Here is a 15,776-nt window from a genome sequence, read left to right on the forward strand (position 1 = left end):
GCAGAAAAAATTTTCTTTCCCTGTAACAAAAAAAGGGTTTAAACGTCATTAAAAAAAGGAAAAGCCTTACTGAAGTTTTGCGGACAATTCCTTTAAGGCCGTCCTAAAAAAAGAATAATACAAAGAAGGTGCCTTCATGAAACAAAGGTTAATCTCAATTATTATTCCGTCTTACAATGAAGGGAACAACGTCAAGCTCATCCATGAATCTTTAAAAAAAGAGTTTCAGACGATTCATTATGACTATGAAATTTTCTACATCAATGACGGAAGCGCGGATGACACCCTTCAGCAGATTAAAGAACTGGCCGCCAGAAACCATCGCGTCAAATACATATCTTTTTCCCGCAACTTCGGGAAAGAAGCGGCCATTTTGGCAGGATTTGAACACGTGCAGGGCGAAGCGGTAATCGTGATGGACGCCGATCTGCAGCATCCGACCCATCTGCTGAAAGACTTCATTCAAGGCTATGAAGAAGGGTATGACCAAGTCATCGCGCAACGCAACCGAAAAGGGGACAGCCCCGTGCGTTCCGTGCTTTCTTCCCTGTATTATAAATTTATCAACAAAGCCGTCGAAGTGGACCTGCGTGACGGGGTCGGAGATTTCCGCCTGCTGAGCCGGCAGGCTGTTGATGCCCTTTTGAAGCTGAGTGAAGGGAACCGTTTCTCGAAAGGGCTGTTCTGCTGGATCGGGTTTGACCAGAAAATCGTGTTTTATGAAAATGTCGAAAGGAAGAACGGCACGTCCAAATGGTCATTCAGCAATCTGTTCAACTACGGAATGGACGGTGTCGTCTCCTTCAACAACAAGCCCCTGAGGGTTTGCTTTTTCACCGGTATTCTGATATTGCTTCTGTCGATGGTTTATATTGTAACGACCTTTGTTCATATTCTGACACACGGCGTGTCCGTACCCGGATACTTCACCATTATTTCCGCCGTGCTGTTTTTAGGGGGCATCCAGCTTTTGAGTCTCGGCATCATCGGAGAATACATCGGCCGGATTTACTATGAAACAAAAAAACGCCCGCACTATTTAATTAAAGAAGCGAATATAACATACGGAGAACAAAATGAAACGAATTATACAAAAAAGCGCAAGTGGAACCATTAAACAGGCGCCGCTGTGCGCAGGGTCTGGGGACGTTGTATGAAAAAAAACAAATGGATCTTGCCGGCAGCCTGTGTGCTGGCTGCGGCAGCCGCTCATATTTTTTTCTTAAAAGAGTGGTCGGCAGGCCGCTATATGACGGGGTCTGGAGACGGGATCGCCCAAATGGCGGTCTTCAAAAAGCTGCTGTTTGATCAATATATGAACGGCAGGCTGTTTTACAGCTATTCGTTCGGACTGGGCGGGGGCGTGTACAGTCAGCTCGGCTATTATTTCTCTACTTCTTTTCTATTCCTGTTTATCTCCGCCGCTGTCCGCTTTTTGCAGCTTATTCAGCTGACGGGTGAGGCTGATGCGCTGTTTTGGGCGCAGGCCTCCGTTTTTATCAGCATTGCCAAGCAGAGTTTTATCATATTCACGGCGGCGTGTGTGTTCCGTTATTTCGTCAAACGGACGGTGCCTGCTTTTGCGGGCGCCGTGTTGTACGGGGTCTCGATTATCTACTTCCGGCATGAGGTATATTGGGACTTTTTCACTGACAGTATGGTGTGGCTGCCGTTGCTTGTGTTGGGCGCGGAAAAAATCATCAGGGAAAAAAAGCCGGCGTGGTTTATCTTCGCCTGTGCGCTGACATTGATCAACAACTTTTATTTTGCGTATATTAATCTGATTTTCATCGGCATTTATATCTTATTCAGGTGGGTGATCCCCCTTGAAGGCAATGAGGCGAAAAAGCTCACTCAATGCAGGATATTTATTCTGTCGGGCCTTCTCGGGTTCGGCATAAGCGCAGTTTCCTTTATTCCTGTCGTATACGGATACCTTCATAATCTGCGGCCGCCGTATTCAGAGCATATTGCATGGCTTGATTTTTCCGACAACATTTTATTTTCTAGCCGGATTATCATCCTGCCGGCGGCTTTTTTGCTTTTTCTATTTACATTTACTTTATACAAAAACCGCTTGTTCCGGCTGTTTGCGGGAATCAGTATGCTGTATATTCTGTTTCACTTCAGTCCGTTCGCGGCAAGTGCCTTTAACGGTTTTTCAGCTCCGCAGAACAGGTTTGAATACGTCCTGTGCTTCACGATTGCCGGTACGGTTTCAGCCGGGCTTTCTAAGCTTTCAGACATCAGCATGAAGAGTATGCTGATGTCCGCCGTACTCGTCGTTCTGCTCTATTGGAGCCAGGTGAGGCGGTACAGTCTGGATATTTCTGATCACGCCAACCTGCCCGTCATCCTTCTTCTGGTGCTGAGCATAGCCGCTTTCTTTGCAGCAAAGACAAGACTGAAAGGCGCGGTGCCCGCCGTCTATGCCGTCATTTTGCTTACGGCTGTGCTTACGGCTAATACATATGAAAAATATGCTTTATCAGAAGGCGGGAAGATTTATACGGTATCGCATACTTTTATGACGGGTGCTGACTATAAAGGCAAAGAGCAATCAGAGCTCATTCAGCGTCTGAAAGAAAAAGACCCTGATCCGTTTGCCCGTTTAGATTGGATGAACGGTGTCTTCAATAACACCCCGATCATATACGGATTCAACGGATTCAGCGTATACTCAAGCATACTGAACCGCAATCTGCTGTCCTTTTACTGGAACGACCTCCAGATTGACATGGGCAGAGAAAGCGTCAGCCGCTATGCGACATTAGGAAACAGGGCTAATTTATACAGCCTGCTTTACGGAAAATATTATATGACGGAAAAAACAAACGAGGCCGGCGTGCCGTACGGGTTCAAAAAAATCATGGAATCAACCCATTATGCGGTTTATCAAAATCAATATATGCTTCCGTTCGTACGGACAGCCGATCGCGTATATAACGAGGGCGGCCTGAAAAAAGCGCCCGCCCTTGCCAGGGAACGGGCAATGCTTGACGGGATCGTCATGGAATCAAGCACAACCAACACGAAAAAAGCGACTGAGGCGAAAAATATGATCCGCCATGCAGAGGTAGCGGCCGAACATGGCGATTATCATAACGGCATCCTGACGGTAAACGAAGACGGCGGCGGCCTGATCATTACGCCGCAAGCCGCTAAGATGGACGGCGGCGATTATTACGTCAGCTTTTATTTGAAGAATAAAGCGAAGGACCAGGGCTTTACATTAAAAGTGAACGATTACACGACAACGAGAAAATCGAATCAATCCATTTACAAAACAGGTGTCAACGATCTTACTGTGAGAGTGCCGAAAACAAAAAACATTCAAATCCGTCTGCCGAAAGGATCGTATCAGCTTGACAGACTGGCGCTTTATGAAGAACGATACGATACGCTGAAAAGCGCATACCGAAAAGCGGAAAAAGAACCGCGGGCCGATCTAAGCTGGCGCGGAAATACGCTTCATATCTCGTATGATAACAAAACCCGCGCGCCGTATATCATGCTTCCGATTCCATATGAAAAAGGCTGGGAGCTGAAGATAAACGGCAGAAAAGAGCAGATTGAAAAAGCGGATTATTCCTTTATCGGATTTAAAGCGCAAAAAGGAAAAAACGATATTCAATTAACGTATTACCCGCCGTTTTTTAAACCCGCGGCCGCTCTATCGGTGATCAGCCTCGTGTTTGCGGTTATATATGTGAGAAGACAAAAAAAGCCCGGCTCTTAAACAGAGCCGAGCTTTAATTTTTTCTGCAATTTTTCCTCGCTGAAAATCCAGCCCGTGTAAGAAGAGAGAAGCTCTAAATCATGACTGAGGTGGACGATGGCGACAAAAGGATAGTGGCCTTTGCTCCGGTAGCGCAAATCAATAAAGCGCACCTCATAATGATCTTTAAAGGTATCGACCTCCCACCTGTAAACGGGGGAAAATGAAAGAAAGGCTGCAATATTTTCGTCCTGTTTCGCGGCCTTCATCACATCGGTTTCCGGAACGGGCACGCGGTTGAATGTATCCAATATCACGACATGGCCGTCAAGGCTTCTGCCGACATAAAAGGCATGCGCCGTCGTCACGGCGATACGCCACTGCCTGAATTTCATCGTCGGCGAAATAATGATGGTTTCAATCTCCTCTTCAATCATTTCGCGCAGCCTTCGCTTTATCCGCAGCTGCATCAAAAACCGGACGGCGTAATATCCTGCGAGGATGATATAAAGCATCAGAAATGTCACGCCCGGATGACCTCCGATATACCACACGGCAATCGCGGCCAAATGGCTGACGAAAATAAACGGATCAAAGGTATTGATTAAACCGAGAGCGATCCATTTTCTCGAAAACGGGCGGATGGCCTGCGTGCCGTACGCGTTAAAAATGTCAACAAACACATGCAAAACGACAGCGAGAAGCGTCCACAGCCACAGGTGCAAAAAGTTCGCTTCTGGATAAAACATAAACAAAATACCCGGAATCAGAACGGACCAAAATAAAACGGCGGGAATGGAGTGCGTGAACCCTCTATGATTTCGAATATAAACGGCATTATTTTTCAGCTTCAATATGGTATCAATATCAGGTGCCTGAGAGCCGGCAAGAGCGGCAATCATAACTGCCTGAGACATGGGGGTGTGCATGCCGACGGCAGGATCAAGAGTTGCGATTCCGCCAAGCGCGATACCCATGACAACGTGAGTGCCAGTATCCATTGTTGACCTCCTAGCAGGCGTTAACAATCAGTCGCCCGCATATTTCGCATTATAAGATATTCCCCATTTTCTGTTTGCCCAATCATGGCGTTTATCCGCCGTTCTCATATGTTTCCGCTTTTTCTTTATCACTATTTAATGTAACATATTATCGTAACGTGCCCTAAGTTTACACCAAAATACGGTGTCAAGAAAAGCGGAACCCGAAACATCTGAGGAGAAGATATGAACGCACTTGAAGAAAAAATGAAACAAAAAGATATAGACAAATTTCGCGAGGACTTAATTACATGGTTCGAAAGAGAACAGAGAATTCTGCCGTGGAGAGAAAATCAGGACCCGTATCGGGTGTGGGTGTCAGAGGTGATGCTGCAGCAGACGCGCGTAGAAACCGTTATCCCTTATTTCCGGCGGTTTGTTGAGCAATTTCCGACCGTTTCGGCGCTCGCTGAAGCCGATGAGGAAAAAGTGCTCAAAGCCTGGGAAGGGCTAGGTTATTACTCCCGTGTAAGAAATCTGCAAAGTGCCGTAAAAGAAGTGCATGAGCGGTACGGGGGAGTCGTCCCTGCCGAGGAAAAGGAATTTGGCGGACTGAAAGGCGTCGGCCCTTATACAAAAGGCGCCGTGCTCAGCATCGCATACAACAAACCGATCCCCGCCGTAGACGGCAATGTGATGCGTGTCATGTCGAGAATTCTTTCCATATGGGACGATATCGCAAAACCTAAAACCAGAACCATTTTCGAACAGGCGGTATCCGCTTTCATTTCTCATGAAAAACCATCTGAATTCAATCAGGGTTTAATGGAGCTCGGCGCGATCATCTGCACCCCGAAATCGCCGTCCTGCCTGCTTTGCCCCGTACAAAAGCACTGCTCGGCATTTGCGGAAGGGACAGAGCGGGAGCTGCCCGTTAAAAGCAAAAAGAAAAAGCCCGGAATAAAAACAATGGCAGCCGTTGTGCTGACAGACGATCAAGACGATGTCTATATTCATAAACGGCCGCCAAAAGGCTTGCTCGCCAACTTGTGGGAGTTTCCGAATACCGAAACCCAGAAAGGAATCAAAACCGAAAGAGAGCAGCTTGAAGCCTATTTAGAAAAAGAGATGGGAACAACCGCTGAAATCGGGGAGCTGGAAGGTATCGTAGAACATGTTTTCACCCATCTCGTCTGGAATATTTCGGTCTTTTTCGGTAAAGTAAAACAAGTGTCGGATACAACGGAATTCATACGGGTCACAAAAGAGGAGCTCGAGGAATACGCATTTCCCGTTTCCCATCAAAAGATATGGAAAATGGCGGAAGAAAGCGGCCGCCTGTAAAAAGCGTCAGTCATAGCTGACGCGAGTGCCGTGGCCGTAATCCGCTTCATTCCGTTTCAGTCCGCCGCGGGCTTCGATTTCCTGAATCAGTTCCCGGTATTTGGACTGGCCTTCTTCGTTTAAATACGGCATAATTTGCTGGAAGGCATGATGGAAATAGGCGAGCTCTGAATCTCTCCAATCTTTTTTGGGCATCATGGCCAATTCGCCCATATCACGTCCGACATACATATAAAAGACCCCTTTCAACACATATTGCTTTTATTGTTTGTTGAATGAAAAGAACTATACACAGCAAGGAGCTGAGGAAAAATGGAACAAAATAAATGCGCACTGATCACGGGAAGCAGCCGAGGCGTCGGGAAAGCAGCCGCCATCAGACTCGCGGAAAAAGGATACAACATCGTCATCAATTACGCCCGCAGTAAAAAAGCGGCATTAGAAACCGCCGAAGAAATTGAAAAACTCGGCGTTAAAACGCTCGTCATTAAAGCCAATGTCGGCCAGCCGGCAAAAATCAAAGACATGTTCCGCCAGATTGACGAAACATTCGGCAGACTGGACGTGTTCGTCAATAATGCGGCTTCAGGCGTGCTGAGACCGGTCATGGAACTCGAAGAAACACACTGGGACTGGACGATGAATATCAATGCGAAAGCATTGCTTTTCTGCGCCCAGGAAGCGGCAAAGATGATGGAGAAAAACGGAGGCGGCCACATCGTCAGCATCAGCTCGCTCGGCAGCATCCGCTATCTTGAAAACTATACGACGGTCGGAGTCTCAAAAGCCGCTTTAGAATCGTTAACCCGTTATCTGGCGGTTGAGCTGTCTTCGAAAAATATCATCGTAAACGCGGTGTCAGGCGGAGCGATTGATACGGACGCGCTGAAGCATTTCCCTAACAGAGATGAACTGCTGGAAGATGCCCGCCAAAATACGCCGGCCGGCAGAATGGTCGAAATTAAAGATATGATCGATACGGTGGAGTTTTTAGTTTCTTCAAAAGCGGACATGATCCGCGGCCAGACCATTATTATTGACGGCGGGCGTTCTCTGCTCGTATAAGTTTTAAAAAAAGATGAATAGCCTTATCGTCTCCTGCGCATTCTAAAGTGCGTGGAGGTGATAACAATGGCAAACTCAAAATTCAGCAAAACAGACGTTCAGCAGGTGAAAAAACAAAACCAGCAATCAGCTTCCGGTCAGGGTCAATTCGGCACTGAATTCGGCAGTGAAACTGATGTGCAGCAGGTAAGAAAGCAAAACCAATCTGCTGAACAAAACAAACAACAAAACAGCTAATCACTGAAACGAAAAAGCACTTCATCTTCGGATGGAAGTGCTTTTTTTTGTTGGCAAAACGACAAAACTTGTGATTCCTCTACAGAATGAGTCAAAGGGTTTTCCGGCGGAAAATCGAAATGGTAAGGAGTATCAACCTAAAAGCCTAAGGAGGAACCCGATGTCAGAGTTTGAAAAGCTTGTAAGTGAACAGATGAAAATCATGGATCAGCTTCTCGAGCTGCAGTCAGAACTTGACCGCTGCCGCCAGGTGGAAGCGGAACTCATCAGTCTGGAAAGAGATGCAAAGCTGGACAATGTACAGGACGAAATTGCGACAAAGCGAAAAGATCTGGCCGGCATACAGGAGTTATTCCAAAGGCAGACAGAGCAAGTCATCCAGTCTTATCGCAGCACGGAAAAGCCGTCTTCCTATGTGCAGAAATGAATGTGCCATTCCGGAAGCGGAGTGGTTCTTTTATTTTCATTTTTTAATTCGTAACGTTATAATAGTGAAAAGACTTGTCGGAAAGCAATTGCGGCTGCATTGACTGCAGGGCTTTACAGAAAGTAGGGGAGAAATATGGGATATCCCAAGGAAGGAGAAACCATTCAAATTCACAGCTATAAGCATAACGGGCTGCTTCATCGAATTTGGAATGAAACGACGATTTTAAAAAGTACGGAATTGTGTATCATCGGAGCCAACGACCGGACAATGGTGACGGAATCCGACGGACGGACGTGGGTGACGAGAGAACCGGCGATCTGCTACTTTCATGCCCGTCAGTGGTTTAACGTCATCGGAATGCTGAGAGATGACGGGGTACACTATTATTGCAACATCAGCTCGCCGTTCGCTTATGACGGAGAGGCCATCAAATATATTGATTACGATTTGGATGTCAAGGTGTTTCCGGATATGACGTATAACATTCTTGACGAGGATGAATACGATGACCACCGCAAATCAATGAATTACCCTAAAGAGATCGACAGCATTCTGAAGGAGTATCTGAATACGCTGCTGCACTGGATTCATCAGCGGAAAGGACCGTTTGCTCCGGAATTTGTTGATATGTGGTATGAACGGTATCTGCGATATACAAAATAAAGAATACAATAAAAAAAACCTGTTGGGGTGTCAACAGGTTTTTCACATGGGCTCACACGCCTTAAAGAGAGAGGGGGATAAAGTGTGGGCGTAATCAGACGCTATATGCAATTTGTAAAACCTTATAAAAAACAAATTTTTATCACAGTGTTAATCGGCATCATAAAATTCTCCATCCCGCTGGCTCTCCCGCTGCTGTTAAAATACGTGGTCGATGACATTATTCAAGGGAGCGGAACGGCAAGCGCTAAAACATCATCGCTATTCACGATAATGGGCATCATGTTTGTGCTGTTTTTAATTCTGCGTCCCCCGGTAGAGTACTATCGGCAATATTTCGCGCAATGGACGGGCAGCCGGGTGCTCTATGATATCAGGGGAGTATTGTTTGATCATATTCAAAAATTGAGCCTGAGGTTTTATGCCAACACGAGAACGGGCGAAGTCATTTCCCGGGTGATAAATGATGTCGAACAGACAAAAGACTTTGTCATAACGGGACTGATGAATATCTGGCTTGATATGATGACGGTGCTAATCGTCATCTGCATTATGTTTACACTCGATGTCAAGCTGACATTGATATCTGTCATTTTGTTTCCGTTATACGGAATTTCAGTGAAATACTTTTACGGCCGCCTCCGAAAACTGACACGTGAGCGTTCTCAGGCACTCGCCCAAGTTCAGGGACATTTGCACGAACGAGTTCAGGGGATGCCCGTCATCAGAAGTTTTGCCATTGAAGATTATGAACAAGCCAATTTTGATGAAAAAAACGGACATTTTCTGGACAGAGCGATCCGTCATACGAATTGGAACGCAAAAACGTTTGCAGTCGTGAATACCATTACGGATTTGGCGCCGCTGCTCGTTATCGCGTTTGCGGGTTATTTTGTCATAAACGGTCCGCTGACGGTAGGGACGATGGTTGCGTTCGTCGGCTATATTGACAGAATGTACAATCCGGTCAGAAGATTGATCAACTCATCGACGACGCTGACCCAGTCGATCGCTTCAATGGACCGCATATTTGAATTTATCGACGAGCCGTATGAACTGACTGATAAACCGAATGCAGTAAAAGCTGACGGCATTAAGGGCGAAGTTGAATTCCGAAATGTCTCGTTCCGTTATGAGGAAGGAAAAGAAACGATTTTGCAGGACGTTTCCTTAAAGGTGACAAAAGGGGAAACCGTCGCGCTCGTCGGGATGAGCGGCGGCGGTAAATCGACGCTTGTCAGCCTCATACCGCGTTTTTATGATGTATCCGGCGGCAGCCTGCTGATTGACGGCACAGATATTCGCGATTATGAAGCGAGAAGCCTCCGCAATCAAGTCGGAATGGTGCTTCAGGATACGTTTCTGTTCAGTGAGACGATTCGTGAAAATATCGCCATCGGTAAACCGGGAGCGTCTCTGGATGAGGTGGTTGCGGCTGCGAAAGCGGCAAATGCCCATGAATTTATTATGAATTTCCCCGAAGGCTATGAAACCAAAGTCGGCGAACGGGGCGTCAAATTGTCAGGCGGGCAGAAACAGCGGATTTCCATCGCGCGTGTATTCTTAAAAAATCCGCCGCTGTTAATCTTGGATGAAGCGACATCGGCTCTTGATCTTGAAAGTGAACACTACATTCAGGAAGCGATGGAAAAGCTTGCGAAAAACCGGACGACTTTTATCGTCGCCCACAGGCTGTCCACGATTACGCACGCGGATAAAATTGTCGTCATGGAAAACGGCGCCGTCGTCGAAACCGGCACGCACGAGGAATTAATGGCCCAAGGCGGTCAGTACAGACACTTATTTACGATTCAGAATTTGAACTGATACAAAAACGTATGCCGTCCGAATGGGCGGCATACGTTTTTTTGAATGCAAAAAAACCCGGTTTTACGGAAGCACCGGGTTACTCTTCGTCTGTTTCTAATTCGCTGTCTTTCGGGTGGTATGTCTGAAAACTCGTAATTAATGTATCGAGATGCTCCAGCTGCTCGCGGTATTCCGCAACCGCAGCCATAATGCTGAGCATATTGTAATCAAGCAGTTCATCCTCGCAGTTCTGCTGATTTTTCAAGAAAGACTTCGTCAAAAGCTGTTTATATCTTATGCTTTCTTCAGCATCGTCATCATGCGGTTTGATCTTGCCGACCGTCCGCATCAGAATCCTTTCATGCCAATGAAGCAGATAATCAATTTCTTCTGTCAGCGTCTCCTGAAATTCCTCCGGCATATGATAAATCTCGTTTTCATAGCGGTGCAGCTTTTTCAGCGTATCAAGCGCCCGATTCGCCGTAATAATCGCCTGTCTGAACAATACAAGCTTGCGCGACTTTACATACGTCGTTTTCTTAAAGTAGCTTCTCTCCTCTTTATAAAGAAGGTACGTATGATCAAGCTTCATCATCTTTTCCTTCAGCTTCTCAATATCCTCTTTCAATATCGAGTGTTCCGTGGACTGACGCATCGTCAGCCTGATCCATTTCATGATCTCATCGGTATATTCAACCGTATGATGAGTCAGCTTCGTTTCGTATTTCGGCGGAAGAAACACAAGGTTCACAATAAAAGAAGACAGCACGCCTAAAATAACGGTGCTTGTTCGTATCAGAGCGAACGTCAGGAAGCTGTTTCCCGGTGTTTCTAAAATTGCGATAACCGTCACGAGCGCAATCGAAATGGTGTGTTCAATTTTCAGTTTTAACATGATCGTGATGACAATCACTGCGGTCAATCCGATCATAATCGGACTCGGTCCGAAAATCAGTCCGAATGCCGTAGCGATGACAGCGCCGATGATATTTGCCTGAACCTGATCAATAATGATAAGAAAAGACCTGTAAATAGAGGGCTGTATGGCAAATATAGCTGCAATCCCGGCAAAGATCGGCGACGGAAGTCCGATCCATGATGCTAAGTAGAGCGCGAGCGTAATCGCAATCCCTGTTTTGAAAATGCGGGCACCAAGTTTCATTGGTTTGTGCGTGCATTCCTTTCTCTAATAAATTATGTGCCGAACGAACGGCTGACACTTACATTTCCCTGTCGGCTGATTTGCTAAACAATAAAGTAATATACAGGGATCATACCAATTATTCAAGGTCTTTTTTTGAAAAAACCATTATCTCACAAATCGGACAAAAAGAAAAAGCGGAAGCCCCGGGCTCCCGCTTGTTTCAGCAGTTATTTTTTCATATGTCTGAACGCATCTTCAACGGCTTGTAAAGTGGCGTCGATATCCTCTTCAGTATGTGCGGTTGTGATAAACCAAGCTTCATACTTCGATGGAGCGAGATTGATGCCGCGCTCAAGCATCAGCTTGAAGAACTTGGCGAATGCTTCTCCGTCCGTATTTTCCGCCTGCTCGTAATTGACGATCTTTTCATCAGTGAAGTAAACCGTGAGCGCGCCTTTTAAACGGTTGACGGTGATGGTAATGCCGTGTGTCTCCGCATGGGCGAGAATGCCTTGCTCAAGTCTGGCGCCGAGCTCATCAAGCCGCTCATAAACGCCTTCTTCCTTCAGCACTTCCAGGCAGGCGATGCCTGATAGGATAGATGCCGGGTTTCCGGCCATCGTGCCGGCTTGATATGCCGGGCCGAGCGGAGCAACCTGCTCCATGATCTCTTTTTTGCCTCCGTAAGCGCCGATCGGCAAGCCGCCCCCGATAATTTTACCGAGCGCCGTTAAATCAGGCTTCACTTGAAGAAGATCCTGCGCGCCTCCGTACATAAAACGGAACGCCGTGATCACTTCATCATAAATGACGAGCGCGCCCGCTTTATGGGTCAATTCATTTACCTGTTCTAAAAATCCTTCTTCAGGTTCAACGATGCCGAAGTTGCCGACGATCGGCTCGACGAGAACCGCTGCAATTTCCGAACCCCATTTATCCAGCGCGGCTTTGTAGCTTTCAATATCATTGAAAGGAACGGTAATCACCTCATTGGCGATGCTTTTCGGCACGCCGGCGGAATCAGGAGTGCCGAGCGTAGACGGACCGGAACCCGCAGCGACAAGTACAAGATCAGAATGGCCGTGATAGCAGCCGGCGAATTTAATGATTTTTGTCCGGCCTGTATAAGCGCGTGCAACCCGGATCGTTGTCATTACCGCTTCAGTGCCTGAGTTTACGAATCGTACTTTATCAAGTGAAGGAATGGCCTCCTTCAGCATTTTGGCGAAAGTGACCTCATGTTTGGTCGGCGTCCCGTACAGCACGCCGTTTTCAGCCGCTGTTTTAATCGCTTCAGTAATATGCGGATGGGCATGTCCGGTAATAATCGGGCCGTAAGCCGCTAAATAATCGATATACTGATTCCCGTCTACATCCCAGAAATAAGCGCCGTTCGCTTTTTCCATCGCAACGGGTGAACCGCCGCCTACCGCTTTATAGGATCTGGACGGGCTGTTCACGCCTCCGACGATATGCTCTAACGCTTCCTTATGAAGTTCAACTGATTTTGTATACAAAAAATGACCCTCCTAATATCTCCTTACATCATGTTCTATTGTAGCATGCTTCATTGCGAGCACAACGGTTCATGCTTCCAGAAAAGAGCGGAAGGATAACGGTTGTAATCTTAACGTGAATTGGATACGCTTAATAAAAAACCCGGAGGTATAAGAAATGACGATTGAAATCGGACAAACAGCACCGGATATGAAATTAGTGAATGACAGCGGGGAAGAAGTAGCATTGACGGATTTTAAAGGGAAGTACGTCGTTCTCTATTTTTATCCGAAAGACATGACACCCGGATGCACGACGGAAGCATGTGATTTCCGTGATCAGCACGAAAGTTTCGCGGGACTTGATGCGGTTATTATCGGAGTAAGCCCTGACAGCCGTGATAAACATGAAAAATTTAAGCAAAAACACGATCTTCCTTTCCAGCTCCTCGTTGATGATGAGCACAAATTGGCGGAAGCTTTTGATGTGTGGAAGCTGAAAAAGAATTTTGGGAAAGAATATATGGGTATCGAGCGATCCACTTTTTTGTTAGATAAAGAAGGCCGTCTTGTGAAGGAGTGGAGAAAGGTAAAAGTGAAAGATCACGTTGCCGAGGCGCTTCGAGAATTGGAACAAATTGCGTCTAATTAATGGACAAATGCTGAACTCACGGGGTTTTCTTCAGATTACATTTGACAGGAGACCGGAAAAAGATGTACACTAATTATAAACATTATAAAGTAAGAATCTTTTTTAGAAGAGAGGTGCATGACGGATGGCTGCACATGAATTAAAAGAAGCCTTAGACACGTTGAAGGATACGGGAGTCCGGATTACTCCTCAACGTCATGCCATTCTGGAATATCTCGTGGATTCTATGGCACATCCGACAGCGGACGATATATATAAAGCCTTGGAAGGGAAATTCCCTAATATGAGTGTTGCGACAGTGTATAACAATTTGCGTGTATTCCGGGAAGCGGGGCTTGTAAAGGAACTGACGTACGGAGATGCGTCCAGCAGATTTGACTTTGTCACCTCTGACCATTATCACGCCATTTGTGAAAGCTGCGGAAAAATCGTAGACTTCCATTATCCCGGGCTTGACGAAGTGGAACAGCTTGCGGCTCACGTCACGGGGTTTAAGGTAAGCCACCACCGTTTGGAGATTTACGGCGTCTGCCAAGAATGTTCCAAAAAAGAAAACCACTAAACGAAGCTGACCGCTTTGATACGGTCAGCTTCGTTTATTTTACACTGTTTTTTCTGTTATAAGACTCATCGAACGCTTTGCCTTCCAATCCTTTATCCAATGTAAGCGGCTCTCTGCAATGCATGCACATATCCACTCTGCCCAGAATCTTCGTTTCTTTCTCGCAAGCGGGGCACATCACCCGGACCGCTTTTGTGGACAGCATGCCGATCCAAAAATAAACGGCGGTGCTGAGCCCGATCGACAGCAGGCCGAGAATCATAAACAAGCTGGCAAGCAAAACAGACTGCTTGAAGAACAGCCCGATGTACATAATGATAAACCCAACGAAAACCAAACTTAACGCAAACGTTCTGATCTTATTAATTTTGCTTGAGTATTTCGCCATGTCCATCCCCCTCTCGTTTAACTATAGCACAAAACAGATGGCATATTCTTCATGTTTTCGTAAGAAAAGGGAAGAATAAATATGGAACCTGAAAGGAAATTTGTTATAATAGTGCAATGTGTTTAGAAAAAAGGACTTTCATGTTTTATCATAGAAATGTAGAAATAAGCTTGTGAAACAATCGCATTGGAGGAATCGTAATGGACAATCTTCTCCGTCCAATTTACCAAGAAAGAGCAAGTCATCCCGATACGCTGGCCGTCCTTATGATTGAGAGAAGGAGTAAAGCATCATCCATCACGGATAACTTTGATGCGGTCATGCTTGTCATTGTCAAACAGGCTGATGAACCTCTTTTTATAAAGCATTATGAATTCGAACAAAAAACCGCTTCTTTACATATTGTAACGGATGCTCTGCTTCAGGAATGGATTCTGCTTGGGACCAATAGAAGAGTCATAGATTGGATCATCAACGGCAAAGTGCTGTTTGACCGCAATGAATATATATCTGAACTCAATGACCGGCTCAGCACTTTTCCTTTCGCCGAGCGGAAATTAAAGATCGGAATGGAATACGGCAAGCTGATCAGAAGATTTGTAGAAGGAAAAGCGTTTTTTGAAGCTGATCATTTTCTGGATGCATATTATGCGGTAGTGCATGCTCTTCACCACTTGGCCCGCATAGAAGTGATTGACCGGGGGTTTTATCCCGAAACGACAGTCTGGAACCAGGTCCGTCACATTGAGCCGCAGGTATATAAGCTATATTCCGAACTTGTCGAGAGTCACGAAAGTTTGGAGAAAAGACTCGAATTATTATTCTTAGCAAATGATTTTCTCATCCATTCAAAAGCTGAAATCGGTTCTGCGCACCTTTTTCAAGTGATGAAAGAAAAAGAAATGTGGCAGTTTGGAGAATTGCTTCAGCACCCTGAACTGGTGCACTTCACCCAAGATCTTGGTGTCATGCTTGATTACCTGACGGAAAAAGGCTTTGTTGAAGTATCTCAAATAGAGACCAAAGGGCAGGAAGTATATCATCGAGGATATTCTTTCAAAAAAAGTGTTGACGCTGAATCATAGGCATGGTATATTATTAAACGTCGCTGATGCGCTTCAACAAAAAGCTCACAGCGGCGGAGAAATAAAAACAAAAAAACATTTGACAGCAACTCGCTGAAATGTTATACTGAAAAAGTCGCCTCGAGATGAGGTTGAAATGATCTTTGAAAACTAAACAAGACAAAACGTACCTGTTAATTCAAAGTTTTAAATAAATCGCACAG

At 45.9% G+C, this 15,776-nt stretch carries 15 protein-coding genes and 1 pseudogene; 11 read left to right on the top strand and 5 right to left on the bottom strand.

From position 1 onward, the window contains the following. The first annotated feature begins 136 nt into the window (after positions 1-136). Both BR62_RS0110115 and BR62_RS0110120 read left to right on the top strand, forming a co-directional pair. A complete protein-coding gene (locus BR62_RS0110115) occupies positions 137-1,117 on the top strand; it encodes a glycosyltransferase family 2 protein (protein WP_003155484.1) in 981 nt (326 codons plus the stop codon). A gap of 36 nt (positions 1,118-1,153) precedes the next feature. After that, the gene (locus BR62_RS0110120; RefSeq protein ID WP_032870728.1) at positions 1,154-3,739 is read left to right on the top strand and encodes a YfhO family protein; all 2,586 of its coding nucleotides are present in this window, start codon (positions 1,154-1,156) and stop codon (positions 3,737-3,739) included. Here BR62_RS0110120 and BR62_RS0110125 read toward each other — a convergent pair. After that, positions 3,736-4,719: a metal-dependent hydrolase gene (locus tag BR62_RS0110125; RefSeq protein ID WP_003155481.1), complete on the bottom strand. Its 984-nt coding sequence runs from the start codon at positions 4,717-4,719 to the stop codon at positions 3,736-3,738. The two genes, BR62_RS0110120 and BR62_RS0110125, sit on opposite strands and share 4 nt — an antisense overlap. A 225-nt stretch (positions 4,720-4,944) precedes the next feature. Here BR62_RS0110125 and mutY point away from each other — a divergent pair, with 225 nt between their 5' ends. Continuing rightward, complete coding sequence (mutY, locus tag BR62_RS0110130; RefSeq protein WP_032870730.1) at positions 4,945-6,042, top strand: A/G-specific adenine glycosylase; 1,098 nt, start codon at positions 4,945-4,947, stop codon at positions 6,040-6,042. A gap of 6 nt (positions 6,043-6,048) precedes the next feature. Here mutY and BR62_RS0110135 read toward each other — a convergent pair whose 3' ends face one another. Then, entirely contained in the window at positions 6,049-6,273 is a 225-nt protein-coding gene (locus tag BR62_RS0110135) for a hypothetical protein (RefSeq protein ID WP_007408563.1), read from the bottom strand. 81 nt (positions 6,274-6,354) lie between these two features. Between BR62_RS0110135 and fabL the strand changes: the two genes are divergently transcribed. From fabL to BR62_RS0110160, 5 genes and pseudogenes are all read left to right on the top strand, one after another. Further along, complete coding sequence (fabL, locus tag BR62_RS0110140; protein WP_032870733.1) at positions 6,355-7,107, top strand: enoyl-[acyl-carrier-protein] reductase FabL; 753 nt, start codon at positions 6,355-6,357, stop codon at positions 7,105-7,107. 84 nt (positions 7,108-7,191) lie between these two features. Then, a pseudogene (locus BR62_RS0110145) lies at positions 7,192-7,344 on the top strand (gamma-type small acid-soluble spore protein); the annotation flags it as partial. Between the two features lie 160 nt (positions 7,345-7,504). Then, on the top strand, positions 7,505-7,771 hold the full coding sequence (locus BR62_RS0110150) for a YgaB family protein (RefSeq protein ID WP_003155476.1): 267 nt from the start codon (positions 7,505-7,507) through the stop codon (positions 7,769-7,771). Positions 7,772-7,906: 135 nt separating this feature from the next. After that, positions 7,907-8,437, top strand: coding sequence for a nucleoside tri-diphosphate phosphatase (gene ntdP, locus BR62_RS0110155; RefSeq protein WP_003155475.1), 531 nt, complete (start codon positions 7,907-7,909; stop codon positions 8,435-8,437). Between the two features lie 84 nt (positions 8,438-8,521). Further along, a complete protein-coding gene (locus tag BR62_RS0110160; RefSeq protein WP_014417243.1) occupies positions 8,522-10,264 on the top strand; it encodes an ABC transporter ATP-binding protein in 1,743 nt (580 codons plus the stop codon). A 79-nt stretch (positions 10,265-10,343) separates the two neighbouring features. Here the strand turns inward: BR62_RS0110160 and BR62_RS0110165 are convergent, their stop codons facing one another. Next, a complete protein-coding gene (locus BR62_RS0110165; RefSeq protein ID WP_007610190.1) occupies positions 10,344-11,408 on the bottom strand; it encodes an aromatic acid exporter family protein in 1,065 nt (354 codons plus the stop codon). Between the two features lie 209 nt (positions 11,409-11,617). Next, positions 11,618-12,907: a glutamate-1-semialdehyde 2,1-aminomutase gene (locus BR62_RS0110170; protein ID WP_007408567.1), complete on the bottom strand. Its 1,290-nt coding sequence runs from the start codon at positions 12,905-12,907 to the stop codon at positions 11,618-11,620. A gap of 157 nt (positions 12,908-13,064) precedes the next feature. Between BR62_RS0110170 and bcp the strand changes: the two genes are divergently transcribed. Together bcp and perR are read left to right on the top strand one after the other, a co-directional pair. Continuing rightward, entirely contained in the window at positions 13,065-13,538 is a 474-nt protein-coding gene (gene bcp, locus BR62_RS0110175; RefSeq protein ID WP_003155466.1) for a thioredoxin-dependent thiol peroxidase, read from the top strand. A gap of 124 nt (positions 13,539-13,662) precedes the next feature. Next, positions 13,663-14,100 carry a peroxide-responsive transcriptional repressor PerR gene (gene perR, locus BR62_RS0110180; RefSeq protein ID WP_003155465.1) on the top strand — a complete coding sequence of 146 codons (438 nt, stop codon included), beginning with the start codon at positions 13,663-13,665 and terminating at the stop codon, positions 14,098-14,100. A 34-nt stretch (positions 14,101-14,134) separates the two neighbouring features. Here perR and BR62_RS0110185 read toward each other — a convergent pair whose 3' ends face one another. After that, complete coding sequence (locus BR62_RS0110185) at positions 14,135-14,488, bottom strand: YgzB family protein (RefSeq protein ID WP_007408568.1); 354 nt, start codon at positions 14,486-14,488, stop codon at positions 14,135-14,137. 200 nt (positions 14,489-14,688) lie between these two features. On the opposite strand from BR62_RS0110185, the gene BR62_RS0110190 reads away from it, so the two are divergent. Beyond that, positions 14,689-15,573, top strand: a complete 885-nt coding sequence (locus BR62_RS0110190) for a nucleotidyltransferase-like protein (RefSeq protein ID WP_007408569.1) — start codon at positions 14,689-14,691, stop codon at positions 15,571-15,573. Positions 15,574-15,776 lie beyond the last annotated feature (203 nt).

This window comes from Bacillus sp. UNC69MF (assembly GCF_000746035.1).
GTDB lineage: Bacteria > Bacillota > Bacilli > Bacillales > Bacillaceae > Bacillus > Bacillus velezensis.